Origin of the sequence: Lysinibacillus sp. 54212 (assembly GCF_036662795.1) — a bacterium.
Taxonomy (GTDB): Bacteria; Bacillota; Bacilli; order Bacillales_A; family Planococcaceae; genus Lysinibacillus_B.
The window spans coordinates 19,066-38,558 of the sequence record NZ_JBAFWZ010000029.1 but is presented as its reverse complement, the minus strand read 5'-3'; the positions used below and the strand labels follow the sequence as shown (position 1 = coordinate 38,558).

Genomic DNA, 19,493 nt, shown 5'->3' with positions numbered 1-19,493 from the left:
GTTCGGATACGCCAACCTTTTGTGCGGATATCCTATTTTTGTTCAGATACGCCCTGCTTTTGTGCGGATGGCTCAGCCTTTTGTGCGGATACGCTCGTCTTTCGTGCGGATGGCTCAACCTTTTGTGCGGATACGCCCGGCTTTCGTGCGGATGGTTCAGCCTTTTGTTCGGATACGCCCGTCTTTCGTGCGGATAGCCTACTTTTGTTCGGATGGCCTACTTTTGTTCGGATACGCCAACCTTTTGTGCGGATATCCTATTTTTGTTCAGATACGCCCTACTTTTGTGCGGATGGCTCAGCCTTTTGTGCGGATACGCCCGTCTTTCGTGCGGATGGCTCAGCCTTTTGTGCGGATACGCCCTGCTTTCGTGCAGATAGCCTACTTTTGTTCGGATACGCCCGGCTTTCGTGCGGATGGCTCAACCTTTTGTTCGGATACGCCCAACCTTGGTTCGGTTAGCCCCCTAGCAATCATCCACATAAAAATAGAACGCCCTTCCAAACAGATACTTCCAATTCAAAAAAACTACCGAAAGCAATCTGCTCCCGGTAGTATGTTAATTATTTTTGATTATTAAACGCTGCGCCTACAAACTCACGGAATAGTGGTTGTGGACGTTGCGGGCGAGATACTAGCTCTGGGTGGAATTGACCTGCCACGAAGAATTTTTTCTCTGGTAATTCGATAATTTCGACAAGCTTATTATCAGGAGATACACCTGAGAATACAAGACCTTCTGCTTCCATTGCTTCGCGGAATTCGTTGTTAAACTCATAACGATGACGGTGACGCTCATAGACTAGCTCTTCTCCGTTATAGCATGCACGAGCACGAGAGCCTTCTTTTAATTTACATGGATATAAACCAAGACGTAATGTACCACCAAGATTTACATTCTCTGATTGATCTGGTAGGAAATCAATAATTGGGTATGCTGTATCTTTATCGAGCTCTGTTGAATGTGCACCCTTTAATCCTAATACATTGCGCGCAAATTCAACCGTTGCAAGCTGCATACCTAGGCAAATACCTAAGAACGGTACATCATTCTCACGAGCAAACTTAATAGCTTCAATTTTCCCTTCAACACCACGGTCTCCAAAGCCACCTGGTACAAGGATACCGTCCGCCTGTCCTAACAGCTCACGAACATTTTCTGCATTTATTTCCTCAGCATTTACCCAGTCGATTTCAATATCAGAGTCGTAAACATAACCGGCATGCTTTAATGCTTCCGCAACTGAAATATACGCATCCTGTAATTCAACATATTTCCCTACAAGCGCAATACGTGTTTTGTTTTTTAAGTTTTTCACTTTATCAACAAGCTCTTTCCAATCAGACATATCGGCTTCTGGTACTTGAATACCGAAGTGATCTAGTACGATATCATCTAAATCTTGCCCATGCAGATTTAATGGCACTTCATATAAGTGCTCAGCGTCACGAGATTCAATAATTTCATGTGGCTGAACATCACAGAATAGTGCTAGCTTGTCCTTCATCTCTTGTGAAACAGCTTGCTCTGTACGTACAACGATAATATTTGGCTGAATTCCTAGGGAACGCAATTCTTTTACAGAGTGCTGTGTTGGCTTCGTTTTCATTTCACCAGCCGCTTTAATGTAAGGAATTAATGTACAGTGAATATACATTACATTATTGTGCCCTAGGTTTGTTTTCATTTGACGAATCGCTTCAAGGAATGGCAGAGATTCGATATCTCCTACTGTTCCACCAACTTCTGTAATGACTACGTCCGCTGAAGTTTCACGACCTGCACGCTGGATACGATCTTTAATTTCATTCGTAATGTGTGGAATAACTTGCACCGTACCACCGTTATAATCACCGCGACGTTCTTTTTGTAGAACGGATTGATAAACACGACCAGACGTTACTGTAGAGTGCTTTCCTAAATTAATATCGATGAAACGCTCATAGTGCCCTAAATCTAAATCAGCCTCGGCACCATCATCCGTTACGAATACTTCACCATGCTGGTACGGGCTCATTGTACCTGGATCGATATTTAAATACGGGTCGAACTTTTGAATCGTCACTTCAAGGCCACGATTTTTTAGTAAACGCCCTAACGATGCAGCTACAATCCCTTTACCTAGAGATGAAACTACACCACCTGTTACGAAAATATATTTTGTCATTGCAAATTCCTCCTTAAAATAAGAAAAGCTTGAACACCATACTGGCTTTCGAAGCAATAAAATAAAATTTAGTTACGGGCCATACTAAAATAAAAAAACGCCCCTCCTGCAATCAGTTTGCAGGGGGAGCGTATTAAATATACGGTCATTCTCCTTTTTAAAGGAGCCCAAGTAAAAGATTATACGTAAGCGTTAAAGAAGTCAAGAACTTTCACAGTGAAGTGACTATTTTTCTTCCTCGTCTTCTTCGTCTAACTCTTCATCATCTTCTTCCTCGATAATAAAGCCGTCTTCTTCATCGATAAGCTCTTCATCAATTTCTTCTTCTAAGTCTTCAATTTCTTCTTCAACGAAATCTAGAACATCTTCTTCTATTTCTTCGTCATCTTCTTCAGCGAATTCATCGAAGTCTTCATCGAAGCCAATTTCATCTTCTTCAAGATCGATTTCGTCTTCATCTTCGACAGCCACTTTAGATTTTTTCTTGCGAGCTTTTACTGTTGGTGCTGTTTCTTCTTCGATTGTTTCAACTTTATACCATTCGCGAAGACCCCAACCATTTTCATGGTTTAGTAGGAAACGTCCATCAATATTCATATCCGTATAGAATTGAATAAGTCGGGCTTGTATTTCCTCATTAGAAAGCCCATTAAGATTTTGGATTTCTTTTACTAGGTCTGCAAATAACATTGCTGCCTTTTTCTCTTCTAATATTGCGTATGCTAAGTCAATTAACGACTCTTCTGCTAGTTGTTCTTTTGTCATTTCACGAAAGTTCAAATCGTGCACGTCCTTTCTTTTGTTACATTACTCCATAAGCATAATACCCATTATATACAAACATGCTATCCTTATGCTAGTTTCATTTGTTGTTTTTTATTTTTGACATTTCTCTTATGCCAATAAAAAAGAAAACTCCGGACAAACACAAGAGCGGAAGGGACGCTAATTGTTTATTATAAAGAAAGAACGTGGCGATTAAACAGCCCAATATTGCTATATATGATAGGTATTGTCTCATTCGTCCACGCTCCTATTTCGCTTTGTACACCTAGTATACAAAATTGTTTATCAACAGTCGTGTAAAAAGCTATCTATATGTGAGGTGAAATTGAAAAAATAACCGAAGTAAGCTATTCCATCCCAGAAAGTAGTCCAATTACGTAAAACTTACAAATTCACCCGAATGATTCAGCGACTTCTACATATTTCTTCGATACTGTCCGCCAACCTCATACAATGCATTTGTAATTTGTCCTAAGCTTGCCACCTTAACTGTTTCCATAAGCTCCTCAAAAATATTCCCTCCAGAAACAGCAGCCTCCTTCAAACTGTCGATAGCCTTCACGATACTTTCGTTATGCCGCTCCTGGAACGCCTGTAAATTCGCTATTTGCATATCCTTTTCCTCTTTCGAAGCGCGTGCAATTTCCATCGAATCAATGGCATCCTCTGAGGGCGGATTTGGGTTTAAGTACGTATTCACACCGATAATCGGCAGCTCACCAGAATGCTTTAAGTGCTCGTAGTACATAGACTCTTCTTGAATCTTTCCGCGTTGATATTGCGTTTCCATTGCTCCAAGTACACCACCACGGTCATTAATTCGATCAAATTCCTCAAGAACAGCGGCCTCCACTAAATCTGTCAGCTCTTCAATAATAAAGGCACCTTGTAGTGGATTTTCATTTTTCGTTAAGCCATGTTCTTTCGTAATAATCATTTGAATGGCCATCGCACGTCGAACAGATTCCTCTGTTGGTGTCGTAATTGCTTCATCATAAGCATTCGTATGCAGCGAATTGCAATTATCATGAAGGGCCATTAATGCTTGTAGCGTCGTACGAATATCATTAAAATCGATTTCCTGTGCATGTAGGCTTCGACCTGATGTTTGAATATGGTATTTCAGCTTTTGAGAGCGTTCATTCGCACCATATTTATCGCGCATCGTTACAGCCCAAATTCGTCGTGCCACTCGCCCAATCACCGTGTACTCTGGATCTAGACCATTTGAGAAGAAGAATGATAAGTTAGGTGCAAAATCATCAATATTCATGCCACGGCTTAAATAGTATTCTACATACGTAAAGCCATTTGCTAAAGTAAACGCTAGCTGAGAAATTGGATTCGCACCTGCCTCCGCAATATGATAGCCGGAAATTGATACAGAATAATAATTACGTACACTATGATCAATAAAGTATTGCTGAATATCCCCCATCATTCGCAGGGCAAATTCCGTACTAAAAATACATGTATTTTGCCCTTGATCTTCTTTTAAAATATCTGCCTGAACCGTACCACGTACAACCTGCAAAGTCGCTTCACGAGTTTCGGTGAATTCTTCCAAAGTTAGCGGTCGTCCTATTGCTTCTTCACGCTTTTTCACCTGTTGATCAATCGCTGTATTCATAAACATAGCTAGAATAATTGGAGCAGGACCGTTAATTGTCATTGAAACAGAAGTGCTCGGTGCACAAAGATCAAAGCCAGCATACAGCTTTTTCATATCATCTAAAGTACAAATGCTAACGCCAGACTCTCCGACTTTTCCGTAAATGTCTGGTCGAATATGTGGATCCTCGCCGTAAAGAGTAACCGAATCAAAGGCTGTCGATAACCGTTTTGCATCGTCATCCTTGGATAAGTAGTGGAAGCGTCGGTTTGTTCGCTCTGGCGTTCCTTCTCCAGCAAATTGACGCTTCGGATCCTCTCCCTCCCGCTTAAACGGGAACACACCTGCTGTATACGGGAATTCGCCTGGTACATTTTCCTCATATACCCAACGTAAAATTTCACCGTAATCCTTGTATTTCGGCAGAGCTACTTTCGGAATTTTTGTACCGGATAAGGATGTTGTTGTTAGGATCGTACGAATTTCCTTATCGCGCACCTTAGTGATGAGCTCATCTCCCCCATACGCCTCTTTTAACGTCCCCCAGTTTGCTAGGATTCGTTTGGATTCTGCCGTTAATTCATCCTTTACACCTTCTATTAATGATGAGATCGAAGCAATTAATGCTTCTTCTGCCTTTCCTTCTAGCTGCTTCAAGGTTCCTTCTAATTGATATAACTTCCTAGCAATAGCCACCTGCTGCTCGGCTTTCTTATGATAGCCTCTTACCGTATCTGTTATCTCACGTAAATAATAGCGACGATCATTCGGAATAATGACATCCTGCTTTTGCGTTTTTACGGATTGCTCATATGATGTATACCAATTATATCCTAATTTATCGTTAATTTTCGCTATTAGTGCAGCAAATAACGAGTTTGTCCCCTTATCATTAAATTGAGACGCAATCGTGCCAAAAACCGGCATATCATCGAGTACTGTATCCCATAATTCACGCGAGCGCTGCATCTGCTTTTGAACTTGGCGCAGTGCATCCTCTGAGCCTTTTCGTTCAAACTTATTAATTGCGATAAGATCGGCATAATCAATCATATCGATTTTTTCAAGCTGTGTTGGGGCACCGAATTCACTTGTCATCACATACATTGAAACGTCTGTGTATTTTGTTATTTCTGCATCACCCTGTCCAATCCCACTTGTTTCTACGATAATCAAATCATAGCCCGCTACCTTCACGATATCGAGCACGTCACCAATAGAAGCAGATAGCTCTGTACGTGAACCACGCGTTGCCAAGCTTCGCATATAAACACGATTATTAAAAATCGCATTCATTCGAATTCGATCTCCTAATAGGGCGCCACCTGTTTTTTGCTTTGTTGGATCAACAGACAGGATCGCCACTCGTTTTTCAGGAAACTCTTGTAAAAATCGTCGAATTAATTCATCTGTTAGCGATGATTTTCCTGCACCACCCGTACCTGTAATACCGAGGACAGGCGTATTTTTCGATTGTGCTCGCGCTGCTGCTAGTAATTCTTCTGTGCGGTCTCCGCCGTTTTCCGCAGCAGTTATTAAATTTGCTAGAATTTCGGGTGAGTCAGTCGATAATTTCTCTAGTTTTTCTAAATAGTCGCCCTTTAATGTTGAAAAATCAGCACCCTCTAATTTGCGATTAATCATACCTTGAAGGCCCATTTGTCTTCCATCCTCTGGTGAGAAAATACCGGCAACTCCGTATTCGTGCAACTCCTTTATTTCTCGAGGAAGAATAACCCCACCACCGCCACCAAAAATTTTAATATGTGGCGCTCCTTTTTCTCGTAGCAGGTCGTACATATACTTAAAATATTCCATATGTCCACCTTGATAGCTAGAGATGCCAATTCCTTGTGCATCCTCTTGAATAGCGGCATTCACAACTTCTTCAACGGAGCGATTATGTCCTAGATGGATAACCTCTGCTCCACTTGACTGCAAAATACGTCGCATAATATTGATAGACGCATCATGTCCATCAAATAAGCTTGATGCTGTAACGAAACGAACATAATTTTTTGGACGATACACTTCTACTTTTGACATATTAAACATCCCCTTTGTTTTAAATGACTGCACCCCTACAGCCAATCAGTTTGTAAGTACTAGACACTTTTTGGATTTTACTAGCCAAGTCGAAAACTTTAGTCACTATGCGAAATTTACTAGACACTTTTTTTAAAATACTCGCCCTTTTTCTCGAAATACTAGCCACTTTTTCGAAAATACTAGCCAATTTTTGAAATTTACTAGCCAACGTAACAATTGGACGTTGGGATACTAGCTATTCCTAATACTTACTCGTCAATTCTATGACATTTTTTATGCAGTCTGATCCTGTCGCTTGCGCATCGTAGCAACATAAAAATACGATGCAAGATCCCGCATTAATTACAAAAAAACGCTAATCGCTACGTTGTGACGTATGAGATTAGCGTGAATAGATGTTAAATGGATTGTTCATTGAAATGCAGGATACCATTAAAAAATAGTGCTGTTTGCATTTCGATATATTCTTCAATTGTATAATGCTTTTGAATGGCCCATCGGCGGAATGCCCAGCTTTGTCCTTGGACGACAAGGTGATTCGCTGCTAAATAAAGCGCCTTGTCATCCATCTGCAGGACACCAGACCCTACACAGCTCGATAATATTTCCTGAAATAGAGCCACCATCTCAAGCTCTTTATTTAATACATATTGCATAGCTTCTTTCGGTAACGACTTTGTTTCCTGATACATGATTGTAAATTCGTCAAACATGCTATCAATAAGAAGGAAATATTGCTTTATGGCCTCTTTCAATTCGTAGAGTGTTCCAGCGTTTGTTGGAAAATGAGAGAGACGCGTCATTACCTCATGGAAAATACTGTCACATACTAAATAAAGTACATCCTCCTTTGTACGAATATATTCATACAGCGTTCCAATACTAAATCCAGCAGCTTTGGCAATTTCCCTTGTTGTTGCCCGGTGAAAGCCCTTCTCACGGAACAAATTGACGCCAGCACGAACAATTTGCTTCCTTCTAGTTTCAATTAAGCTTTCATCTTTAACAGACGTTTCGACACGAATTTTATCTGTCATGCATTATTTTGTCAGCATACGTGAAATTACGAGACGCTGAATTTCTTGCGTACCCTCGTAAATTTGCGTAATTTTCGCATCACGCATGTAACGCTCTACTGGATAATCTTTTGTATAACCGTACCCACCAAAAATTTGAACAGCTTCTGTCGTTACGCTCATTGCTGTATCTCCTGCCATTAATTTTGCCATTGCAGAAGCTTTTCCGTATGGTAGGTCATTGGATTCTAACCAAGCAGCTTGATACGTTAATAAACGAGAGGCTTCAATAGCCGTTGCCATATCTGCTAGTTTAAACGATACTCCTTGATTTGCCGCAATTGGCTTACCAAATTGTACACGCTCCTTCGCATATTCCACCGCTGCATCTAGTGCACCTTGTGCAATTCCTACAGCTTGAGCAGCGATACCGTTACGACCGCCATCTAATGTTTTCATAGCGATAATAAAGCCATCGCCCTCTTTCCCTAAAAGGTTTTCCTTTGGTACTCGGCAATTATCGAAAACAATCTCCGTAGTTGGTGATGAACGAATGCCTAGCTTTTTCTCTTTTTTCCCAACGGAGAAGCCCGGTGTATCTCCTTCTACGATAAAGGCTGAAGTGCCATGCTTCGATTCTGGATCTGTCACAGCAAATACGACATAAATATCAGCTACTCCGCCATTTGTAATGAAAATTTTCGAACCATTTAAAACGTAATGATCGCCATCCCATTTTGCGTACGTTTTCATGCCGCCTGCATCAGATCCGCTACCCGGCTCAGTTAAACCGTATGCGCCAATTTTTTTACCCTCTGCCATTGGACGAAGATATTTTTGCTTTTGCTCTTCATTACCAAATTTATAAATTGGCCAACCAGCAAGTGAAGTATGTGCTGATAGCGTAACCCCAGTTGATGCACATACACGTGATAATTCTTCTACAGCGATACAGTATGCTAAATAGTCAAATCCAGCGCCACCATACTCCTCTGGCCAAGGAATACCTGTTAGCCCCAGCTCAGCCATCTTATCGAAAATGGCACGATCGAATTCCTCATTTTCATCGCGTTCTGCCGCTGTTGGTGCGACTTCATTTTCTGCAAAGTCACGAATCATTTCGCGTAATTGTTCATGTTCCTCTGTTAGTTGAAAGTTCATTCTCAAAATCCCCTTTATGATATGAATTTTTTTGTAAAGCGACAACCGCTGTTTACACTAACCTAAAAGATGCTTACTAATGACGATACGTTGAATCTCACTTGTGCCCTCGTAGATTTCAGTTACTTTTGCATCTCGGAAGTAGCGCTCGACTGGATAGTCCTCTGTGTAGCCATAGCCGCCAAAGATTTGCACAGCATCAATTGCTACTTCTACTGCCGTTTTTGATGCGAATAGCTTTGCCATCGATGCTTCCTGCCCACAAGGTAAACCTTTGGCACGTAAATCGGCTGCTCGATAAACAAGTAGCTTAGCCGCCTCAACCGCTGTAGCCATGTCGGCAAGCTTAAAGCCGACACCTTGGTTAGCAATAATCGGCTTCCCGAATTGTACGCGTTCCTTTGCATAATTCGTCGCAGCCTCTAATGCTGCCTCCGCAATCCCTAGTGATTGAGCAGCAATGCCAATTCGACCTACGTCTAGATTACTCATGGCGATTTTAAAGCCTTCTCCTTCAGTACCAAGTAAGTTTTGGGCTGGAATCATCATATTTTCAAATGTCAGCTGTACGGTACGTGAACCATGCAAGCCCATTTTATGCTCATCCTTACCAATGACTAGACCCGTTGTTCCTTTTTCCACAATAAAAGCGGAAATCCCACGTGAGCCTCGTTCTGGATCTGTCGATGCAAACACAATATATACATCCGCCTCGCCACCATTCGTAATGAATACTTTTGAGCCGTTAAGTATGTAGTGATCGCCATTTTTTATGGCACGCGTTTTTAACGACCCCGCATCGCTGCCTGCACTAGGCTCAGTTAAACAAAATGCTCCAAGGTATTCTCCACTTGCAAGCCTTGGCACATACTTTTGCTTCTGCTGCTCCGTCCCAAAATAGAGAATTGGATTTGTTCCAACCGATGTGTGAACAGATAAGATAACACCTACAACAGCACTTACTTTTGATAATTCATGAATGGCAATGATATAAGATGAAAAATCCATTTCTGAGCCGCCATAGCTTTCTGGTGCTGTAATGCCCATAAGTCCTAGCTCGCCCATTTTTGTAAGGATTTCACGCGGAAATTCGCCAGCTTCCATTTTCTCAACAAAAGGCTCTATCTCCGCTTTTGCAAAATCACGGACCATTTGACGCATCATTTCCTGCTCTTCTGTAAAACGTAATTCCATGTGATTGCCCCCTTATTCGTAAACGTAGAAGCCTCGACCAGATTTTTTCCCAAGCCAGCCTGCAGCTACATATTTGCGTAATAATGGACATGGTCGGTATTTACTGTCCCCAAGACCTTCATGTAAAGTCTCCATAATATAAAGACAAGTGTCTAATCCAATAAAATCCGCAAGTGTTAGTGGTCCCATTGGATGATTCATACCGAGCTTCATCACATCATCAATTGCTTCCTTCGTTGCAACACCTTCATAAAGTGTATAAATTGCCTCATTAATCATAGGAAGTAAAATACGGTTAGCAACGAAGCCAGGGAAATCATTTACTTCAACTGGCGTTTTATCAAGCTTTCTTGTCATAGCCTCAACAGACTCGTATACCTCATCCTCTGTGGCAAGGCCTCGGATAATTTCAACAAGCTTCATGACTGGCACTGGATTCATAAAGTGCATACCAATCACTTGTGCCGGACGCTTTGTAACTGCGGCAATTTCCGTAATAGGCAATGACGATGTGTTCGTTGCTAAAATGGCATGTGCTGGTGCAATTTCATCTAGTCTTTTGAATATCGATTGCTTCACTTCCATATTTTCAACTGCTGCCTCGATGACGATATCTACATTACTAGCATCCTGTAAATCTAGTGACATCGTGATACGGTCTAAAATGGCCCGTTTTTCCTCTTCTGTCCTACGACCCTTTTCTACATCACGCGATAAATTTTTCGAAATAGCACCGATTCCACGCTCGAAAAATTCCTGTTTCATATCATTTAACGTTACATCAAAGCCAGCCTGAGCACATACTTGTGCAATGCCAGAGCCCATTTGTCCTGCTCCGATAACCATTACTTTTTTAATACTCATACGTTCCCATCCCCTTTTGGTACTTCAATCATTACGGCATCACCCTGACCACCGCCAGAGCAAATTGCTGCGATTCCAATGCCACCACCTCGGCGACGTAATTCATAAGCTAGTGTTAAAATGATGCGTGCGCCACTTGCTCCAATTGGATGACCGAGAGCAACTGCGCCACCATTTACATTTACTTTCTCCTCATCCAAATCGGCAATTGTATTACTAACAAGGGCAACTGCTGCAAAGGCTTCATTAATTTCGATTAGATCGATATCATGAATTGTTTTTCCCGTTTTTTCTAATAAAGCATTGATTACTAGCCCTGGTGTTTGCGGAAAATCCTTTGGCTGAACGCCAATCTCCGTATGTGAGAGTATATAAGCTAGCGGCTTACGATTTTCTTGGTTTGCTCTCGCCTCACTCATTAGCACAACGGCACATGCACCATCGTTTATTCCCGGAGCATTGCCCGCTGTAATAGACCCATCCTTACTAAATGCAGCCTTTAATCGTGCAAGCGTTTCCAAAGTTGTGCCTGGTCTCGGCGCCTCATCCTGCTTTACAACGATTGGCTCTCCTTTTCGTTGCGGAATCTCAACAGGAGCAATCTCCTCAGCAAATTTTCCATCTTCAATGGCCGCTAGTGCTAAATTCTGACTACGGACTGCCCAAGCATCCTGCTCATCCCGTGATACAGTAAATGCCTCAGCTGTCTCGTCTCCGTAAATACCCATATGCACACGTTTCTGATCAAAGGAGCAGGATAGCCCATCATATAGCATGCCGTCAACGACTGTACTATCTCCCATACGGAATCCAACGCGTCCTTTTGGCAAGTAATACGGTGCATTCGACATAGATTCCATGCCACCAGCTACGATAACCTCCTCATCCCCTAAACGAATGAGCTGATCGGCTAGCGTAATACTGCGCATACCTGAAGCACAAACCTTATTGATTGTTTCTGTTTTTACATGCCATGGAATACCCGCCTTATTCGCTGCCTGGCGTGAGGGAATTTGACCTTGCCCTGCCTGGAGGACCGTCCCGATAATGACTTCATCCACTGATTCTGGTGGTACATTTGCCTTTTCTAGCGCAGCTTTAATTGCTGTGCCACCTAAATCACTTGCCTGTAACGATGACAGTGCTCCTCCAAATTTTCCAAAAGCTGTTCTAGCACCGTCTAAAATAACTGCTCTATTCAATCATTAACACCCCTTTGTTCCGATTGATGTTTCTTTAAACTTGCACCGACTGAACGCTCGCTCAGTATTATTCTATGAAAAAAGAGAGTTAACTCTAACTCCCTTTTCCACTTTATTCTATTCTACAAAAAGATTAATTGTTGTGCAATTTATATTTTTCTGAAAAATAATTTTTATCTTCAAAACAACAATTATTTTCTTTTATAAACAACAATTCCGACAAAATACGTCGTGTAGATTCCTAAAAAATCAATCTCATATGCGACATTTCCTTACTTTGATTCTTTGTCTACTACGGATGTTTCCGCTTCTTCTAGCTCTTGCTCTGCAGTAGCAACTACTTCTTCTTTCGCAATTTCTACTGCTTCTTTCTTAGCTATAGGCGATTCCTCAATAGACACCACTTCTGTTACATTTGATTCTTCCGCTTCTTCGACAACTTCTTCAGAGACAGTTTCTTCTTTACCATCGCCAAATACTGCTCGCTCTAATAGCTCTGCAATATCGAATGTGCCGATTGTTTCCTCTACCTCTTTTGCTTTTGTACCATCTTGTAGCATTGTTAAGCAGTAAGGGCAGCCAGAGGAAATAACGGATGCATCTGTTGCTAATGCCTGCTCAGTTCGTGTCACATTAATTCGGTTACCAACGTGCTCTTCCATCCACATTAAGCCACCACCTGCGCCACAGCACATACCTGTTTCACGGTTACGCTCCATCTCCACAAGCTTTACTCCAGGGATACCGCGTAAAATTTCACGCGGTGGATCATACACATCATTGTAACGACCTAAATAACATGAATCATGGAAAACGATTGTTTCATCCACACGATGATTCAACGTTAGACGACCTTGCTGAATTAAATCATGGAGTAATTCTGTATGGTGAAGCACCTCACCGTTCCAGCCGAAATCTTTGTACTCATTTTTAAAAATATTATATGCATGCGGATCGATTGTTACAATCTTAGTTACTTCATTTTTCTCAAACTCATCGATATTCCCCGTTGCTAGCTCTTGGAATAGGAACTCATTTCCTAGACGACGTGGTGTATCCCCAGAGTTCTTCTCTTTATTACCTAAGATTGCAAATTTCACGCCCGCCTCGTTCAGTAAACGAGCGAAGGATAATGCGATTTTTTGTGAGCGATTATCAAATGCCCCCATCGAACCAACCCAGAATAGGTACTCAAAGCCTTCACCAGACTTTTTCGCTTCCTTCACCGTTGGAATGTTAATTGTAGGGTCAAGATCACGCCAGTTTTCCTTCTCTTTACGGTTAAGCCCCCACGGATTCCCTTGACGTTCAATGTTAGTCATGGCGCGCTGAGCATCAGGATTTACTTTACCCTCTGTCATTGTTAAATAACGGCGAAGGTCTATAATTTTATCAACATGCTCATTCATAACCGGACATTGATCTTCACAGTTACGGCAAGTTGTACAAGCCCAAATCTCTTCTTCTGTGATAATATCTCCAATTAATGAAGGATTGTACACAGATTCTAGGGTTGCCCCTTCAGCACCAGCTGCCATGGCAAGCTGATTTCCTTGAGTATTTTTAAACATTGAAAATGGTACCCAAGGCTTTTGTTTTGTCACTACTGCACCCGTAAATGTTAGATGATCACGTAATTTTACAATTAAGTCCATTGGTGACAGCATTTTTCCTGTACCTGTTGCTGGACACATATTTGTACAGCGACCACATTCTACACAAGCATATAAATCGATTAATTGCTTTTGGGTGAAGTCTTGAATTTTACCTACACCAAGTGGCGGCATATCATCCTCATCTTCTGCTTCCTCAAGTGCGGCAAAGTCAATTGGACGTAGTGTTCCTTTACGATCTAATCGGTTCACTGCTACGTTCACAATACTTGCAATCAAGTGGAAGTGCTTCCCTTGTGGTACGTACACTAGGAATGTTAATAGGATTACTAAATGCACCCACCACATCACATAGAATATTACGGCTGCCACTGCTGGTGATAGCCACTGGAACAACCATGCAATGGATGAAGCTACAGGTTCAAAGCCATTGAAGCTATGCTCATGCCAAATTAAGCTCATACCGTTTCCGATTAATGTAGATGTCATTAACCCACCGATGAAAATTAATACTAAGCCATTTTTCCAGCCACGTTTTAAGCGAACTAGCTTTTCCACATAGCGACGATAGAAGGCTCCGAATACAGCTACTAATATAACAACCGCAACGATTTCCTGGAAGAATGTAAAGAATCCGTAAAGTCCACCTAACGGCAAATGCGAGCCAGGTGTTAAACCCTTCCAAATTAAATCGATCGCACCAAACTGAACCATTAAGAAACCATAGAAGAATAGAACATGAATTAAGCCCATTTTCTTATCCTTCAATAGTTTTGATTGACCAAATACCTTTTCAACTAAATCGCCAATCCGCTCGCTAATTCGTGAATCGAACGCTTCTTTTTTCCCTAACTGAACGAATTCATATCGAGTTTTTAACAGATAAGCGAATAAACCTACTCCGTATAAAACTACTGCAACGAAAGCAACCCAGTTCACAATTAATAATGTATCCATAGCTATCCCCCTCTGTAAATTATGAATATTTATAGGTCCCCTTTGAATGTTTGTCTGTTTTATTCACCTATAAACAGCCTATAACCTACCACTTATAAACTATATTTCCATATTGATAGTATTAGTTCTATTGTAATTATGAATGAGCATTCAGTCAACAACTTTCATTATTAAACGTCAGAAAATTTCGCATTTGAGATAGTAAATAGACTGATTGATTGGGGTGGGTGGTCTTTCCTAGGGAGATTTAATGATTTCCAAGTTCTATCTAATTTTTATTATGACTTATCGTTTCCTAAAGCTCGAAAAGAGGCTAACTCGAATATTCGAATTAGCCTCTCTGTTACATCCCTTTTATTTGAACACATCGCCGCTACGAGCATACTCAATATCCGCAATATTTAAACGGAAGTTTACAACACGTGCTGCTGCGAATAAGTAGTCCGATAAGCGATTTAAATATTTTTGAACAACTGGTGTTACATCCTCAATTTCCTTCATTAATGAAACCGTTTGACGCTCTGCACGACGCGCTACTGTTCGTGCCATATGAAGTGTAGCTGCTGCTGGTGAGCCGCCTGGTAAAATAAATCGCTTCAACGGTGGTGCCTCATCCGACAAGGCATCGATACGCGTTTCCAGCACCGTGATTGGCTCTTCTGCTAGCTTATACTGGCGATTTTTCATGACATTTGCAAGGTCGCCGCCGCCATCAAATAATTCGTGCTGAATCGCTTCTAAATCAGCTAGTAAATCTTTAAATACCTCTTTATCTAACTCCGTCATCGCTTTACCAATAATTGAATTTAATTCATCGACTGTTCCATATGCCTCTACACGTAAATGATCCTTATCTACGCGACCACCGATAATACTTGTTTTTCCTGTATCGCCTGTTTTTGTATACAATTTCATTCTTATCCCTCATTTCTTAAATACTTTATAGATCGTTTTGTTGCTGTCGGTACTTTTGAATTGAGGCTACCGTTGTTTCAAAAACACCACGACCGACTAACTTACCTACCTCTGTAATCGGACCGCCATATGGCATTTCGCTACCTTGTTGAGTCGCTGCTATTAATAGACTATCAGTAGCCGTTCCTGTTGCAGGCGAATTTGTATGAGTGTCCGTTATATTCTCTACAGAGAGTGCCTTAACCTTTGCCTCTGTTGCTGTAATCATCGCCTGATAGAATGCTTCATGGGATAGCTTTCCATTAATAATGACCCATGTATTAATTGTTCCAATATGTGGCTCGTGCTGACGCTCCCATGCTCTTGTTACATCAACAGCATTCCCAACACCCGCCGTAACAACAATTATAACTTCACAATGGTTATTTTTATACGTACCGATAGCAGCACAATTCGTTTTAACAGCTGTTAGCATAACAACGGTGTTTGTTAAGCCAAATCCATGCTCCTGTAAAAACTGCTCGGTCTCCTCTTGCACATTCGAAATATCATAATAAGGAGAAATCGAGCGGTTTAATAATGTGTTGTACCAGCCCATTCCTGGATTATGAACAGCAGATGAAATAACCTTTAGCGGAAAATCAGTTTGTAGCTGTATATAGTCGTTTGTTAATAGTATATGTTCTTTTGTAACACGCTGTTGCTCACCCTGCCATACTTCTTTTGGCATCATCGTAATTTGAGGCTTCGGCATTTCTGGATGAGCATAGGTCGACACACGCGCCTTATACACATCTTCAATTTCCCGTTGGACAATAACCTCATGCGGCGCCCCAAATGCGCGAACATGCCCATCTTCCATTAGCAGTAGCTCATCACAATAAAGAGATGCTAAGTTAATATCATGAAAAACTGAAACGACTGTTAAACCACACTCAACAATTTCCTTTCGAATTAAGTCTAGTATTTGCTTTTGATGGGCAATATCCAAATGATTTGTCGGCTCGTCAAGCAATAATATTTGTGAGCATTGCGCTAATGCTTGGGCAATAAAGACTCGCTGCTGCTCACCGCCAGATAAAAACTCCATCATCGTATCACGATATTTGGCTACACCTGTTTGCTCCATTGCTATTGTAACTGCCCGTTCATCCTGATCTGACCACGAAGAAAAAAAGCCTTTTTGGTGCGGATATCGACCGAGCGATACCGTTTCATACACAGAATTTGAAAAGGCATTTGCATGAAGCTGTGGTAAAACCGCCATTTTTTTCGCTAGCCCTTTTGGTGAATAGCTCTGCATCTCTTTCTCATCAATAAAAACGGTTCCGGAAGTGGGAGCAATAATGCCACTGACTAGTTTCAATAGGGTCGATTTACCGCTACCATTTGGTCCAAGAATACCTAGCATCTTCCCTTGCCCTACAGTAAACGAAATATTATGGACGATGGGTACGCTGCCATAGCCGCCTGAGATATTTTCTACTTTCAGCATTTATGCCACCCGTCCCTTTCGTTGTTTAAAGAAAATATATGAAAATACCGGTGCTCCGATAAACGCAGTAATAACCCCAATCGGCAGCTCAATTGGTGCAATAATTGTACGCGATACTAGATCACATATGACAAGTAAGCTTGCTCCATTTAAAAATGAGATGAGTAGTAAATGGCGATGATCGGTACCAATAATCATTCGTACCATATGAGGAACGACTAGACCTAAAAATCCAATCGTTCCTGATACCGCAACAGCTGCACCCGTTAGCATAGAACCACCAGCTAAAAGAATATATTTACTTCGTTTAACATCCACTCCTAAATATTTCGCCCGGTCTTCACCATAAATCATCGCATTAAGCTCACGACGATTTAGCCAAATAAGAAGTGTACCTACAATTACAAATGGAAGAATCATTTTCACATACGGCCATCCGCGCATCGAAACGCTACCAAGAAGCCAGCCCATAATCGAACGAAGCTCCTCCCCCGTTAATGCAATCATTAATGAAATGCATGAACCTAAAAAGGAGCTAAAAATTATTCCTGTTAGTATCAGTGTCTCCATCTTCATCGTACGGTCCACTAATTTAGCAAAGCTCATTACAGCAAGCATCGTGAGCAGCGCACCAACCATACTAAAGATCGGAAGCGTGTATATGCCTAGTAGTGGTAGAGATACACTAAAGAAAATAGTAGTAACCGCACCAACAGAGGCACCTGATGAGATGCCTAACGTATATGGGTCAGCAAGCGGATTCTTTAACAGCCCTTGAAATGCAGCACCTGCAATAGCTAGTGAAGCCCCGACTAGCCCCGCAAGGATTACACGCGGCATGCGAATATTCCATAAAATGCTGTAGGCTGATGGGTTTGATTCGCTATCCCATAAGGTTGAAAGTGGAATATCGACCGAGCCGATTGATATGCCAAACCACACGCTAGTTGCTAATAGGATTAGCGAGAAAATATACGCGATTGTATATTTTTTATTCATTAAAAGCCTCTGGATAAATTGCTTTCGCTAAGGCTTCTACTCCTAAGGCTAGACGTGGACCTTGTCTACTCGTTGTATCACCATCAACAACCGTTAGTGAATTACTTTGAACAGCCTTCATCACAGAGAATGCTTTATTATTTTTAATTACTTCATCATCCCCAGCGTATGTGAAAATGATAGAATCCGGATTACTGTCCACAAATTCCTCAGCGCTATACATTGGCCAGCCTTCAACTTCAACGGCATTCGTAACGTTAATCGCTTTAAGCATTTCATTCATAAAATTGTTTTGACCGACAACATAAATATCTGGCTGTGTACCAACAACGATGAAAGCAGTTTTCGGCTCCTGACCTTTTACTTTAGCTTGAATTTCCGCTAGCTTATTTTGAATATCTTTAGTTACTTTTTCTGCCTCGTCTTCCTTACCTGTTAATGTACCAATTTCTTCAATAGTTTTATACGTTTCTTCAAAGTTCATCGCATCTTTCACAACAAATATTTTGATGCCTGCAGAAACTAGTTGATCAATAGCGCCTTCCATCATATACATGCTCGATTCGTGTGCAAACACAATATCTGGTTGTAATGAAATAATTGTCTCTATATTAAATTCCATTCCACCAACACTTGTTTTCTCTGCTACTTGCTCAGGGTAGTTATCATTATCATTTACTCCAACGATTTCCTCATCTAAGCCCAGGCTAAATAAAATTTCCGTATTGGATGGTGTTAACGAGACGATACGATCTGGTGCTTCCTGTAGCGTAACGTCATTCCCTCTAGCATCCTTTACTGTTACTGGAAATACTTGTTCATTATTTACTTCATCATTTTGCTTGACCTTTGCCCCACTGCTTGCATTATCCTCGTTACATGCAGAGAGTAAACCCAACGTTAATAGGGCTGTTAACCATAGCTGCCAAAGCTTCTTCATTCTTTCTCCTCCTAGAATTAGAAATTCTCACCCTGATCAAAATAAGGAGAGATGTTATTTTCCAATAAAGATTTTTTTCAAAAAAAAATCCCTTACCAATGTAAGAGAAGTAGGAAAGAGCAAAATTTGCGTACAAAAACACAGGTTTCGCTACCACCCTATCCTCGTAGGCTTGCATTGGTGTCCATAAAGACCGGTTTTCTGGCTTTTGCATTCTTGCATCATGCAATTACAGTGGCGGGACCGCGTCGGATTCACACCGACTTACCCTATATCCTTATGATTTTAGATTTTTCAATTTTCTTTATTATAGCGTAAAAATACTATTTTTACAGATAAAATTATTCGTATATTGTATTTCGGAAGTTTGCCGGAATATGAATTATCACAAGAGCGATTAAATTTAATTTTCGGGCTAGATTTTTTAATAATTGTGGCTGCAAATCGTAGTTGGCTAGTATTTCTTGAAATGTAGCTAGTATTTTGAAAAAATCGGCTAGTAAATCAAAAAATGTGGCTAGT

14 protein-coding genes and 1 riboswitch are annotated in these 19,493 nt (G+C 41.1%); all 14 genes read right to left on the bottom strand.

Annotation, left to right across the window (positions count from 1 at the left end):
- Positions 1–278: 278 nt before the first annotated feature.
- Positions 279–425 carry a hypothetical protein gene (locus V4T18_RS15855; RefSeq protein ID WP_332651034.1) on the bottom strand — a complete coding sequence of 49 codons (147 nt, stop codon included), beginning with the start codon at positions 423–425 and terminating at the stop codon, positions 279–281.
- 138 nt (positions 426–563) lie between these two features.
- Positions 564–2,168: a CTP synthase gene (locus V4T18_RS15850; RefSeq protein ID WP_332651031.1), complete on the bottom strand. Its 1,605-nt coding sequence runs from the start codon at positions 2,166–2,168 to the stop codon at positions 564–566.
- A 225-nt stretch (positions 2,169–2,393) separates the two neighbouring features.
- Positions 2,394–2,933, bottom strand: coding sequence for a DNA-directed RNA polymerase subunit delta (rpoE, locus tag V4T18_RS15845; protein ID WP_332651029.1), 540 nt, complete (start codon positions 2,931–2,933; stop codon positions 2,394–2,396).
- 436 nt (positions 2,934–3,369) lie between these two features.
- A complete protein-coding gene (icmF, locus tag V4T18_RS15840) occupies positions 3,370–6,612 on the bottom strand; it encodes a fused isobutyryl-CoA mutase/GTPase IcmF (protein WP_332651027.1) in 3,243 nt (1,080 codons plus the stop codon).
- Positions 6,613–7,013: 401 nt separating this feature from the next.
- Positions 7,014–7,652: a TetR/AcrR family transcriptional regulator gene (locus V4T18_RS15835; RefSeq protein ID WP_332651023.1), complete on the bottom strand. Its 639-nt coding sequence runs from the start codon at positions 7,650–7,652 to the stop codon at positions 7,014–7,016.
- Positions 7,653–7,655: 3 nt separating this feature from the next.
- Positions 7,656–8,792 carry an acyl-CoA dehydrogenase gene (locus V4T18_RS15830; RefSeq protein ID WP_332651020.1) on the bottom strand — a complete coding sequence of 379 codons (1,137 nt, stop codon included), beginning with the start codon at positions 8,790–8,792 and terminating at the stop codon, positions 7,656–7,658.
- 57 nt (positions 8,793–8,849) lie between these two features.
- Positions 8,850–9,986 (bottom strand): acyl-CoA dehydrogenase, encoded by a 1,137-nt coding sequence (locus V4T18_RS15825; protein ID WP_332651018.1) that lies wholly within the window; start codon positions 9,984–9,986, stop codon positions 8,850–8,852.
- A gap of 12 nt (positions 9,987–9,998) precedes the next feature.
- Positions 9,999–10,850, bottom strand: coding sequence for a 3-hydroxybutyryl-CoA dehydrogenase (locus V4T18_RS15820; protein WP_332651016.1), 852 nt, complete (start codon positions 10,848–10,850; stop codon positions 9,999–10,001).
- Complete coding sequence (locus V4T18_RS15815) at positions 10,847–12,052, bottom strand: acetyl-CoA C-acetyltransferase (protein ID WP_332651014.1); 1,206 nt, start codon at positions 12,050–12,052, stop codon at positions 10,847–10,849. Before V4T18_RS15815 ends, V4T18_RS15820 begins: the two co-directional genes overlap by 4 nt.
- Before the next feature lie 272 nt (positions 12,053–12,324).
- On the bottom strand, positions 12,325–14,622 hold the full coding sequence (locus V4T18_RS15810; RefSeq protein ID WP_332651011.1) for a (Fe-S)-binding protein: 2,298 nt from the start codon (positions 14,620–14,622) through the stop codon (positions 12,325–12,327).
- A gap of 354 nt (positions 14,623–14,976) precedes the next feature.
- Positions 14,977–15,537: a cob(I)yrinic acid a,c-diamide adenosyltransferase gene (locus V4T18_RS15805; RefSeq protein ID WP_332651009.1), complete on the bottom strand. Its 561-nt coding sequence runs from the start codon at positions 15,535–15,537 to the stop codon at positions 14,977–14,979.
- A gap of 25 nt (positions 15,538–15,562) precedes the next feature.
- A complete protein-coding gene (locus V4T18_RS15800; RefSeq protein ID WP_332651007.1) occupies positions 15,563–17,032 on the bottom strand; it encodes an adenosylcobinamide amidohydrolase in 1,470 nt (489 codons plus the stop codon).
- On the bottom strand, positions 17,033–18,031 hold the full coding sequence (locus tag V4T18_RS15795) for a FecCD family ABC transporter permease (RefSeq protein ID WP_332651004.1): 999 nt from the start codon (positions 18,029–18,031) through the stop codon (positions 17,033–17,035).
- Positions 18,024–18,971, bottom strand: coding sequence for an ABC transporter substrate-binding protein (locus tag V4T18_RS15790; RefSeq protein WP_332651002.1), 948 nt, complete (start codon positions 18,969–18,971; stop codon positions 18,024–18,026). The genes V4T18_RS15795 and V4T18_RS15790 overlap by 8 nt, the downstream gene beginning before the upstream one ends.
- 174 nt (positions 18,972–19,145) lie before the next feature.
- Positions 19,146–19,265, bottom strand: a riboswitch (cobalamin riboswitch).
- Between the last annotated feature and the right edge of the window lie 228 nt (positions 19,266–19,493).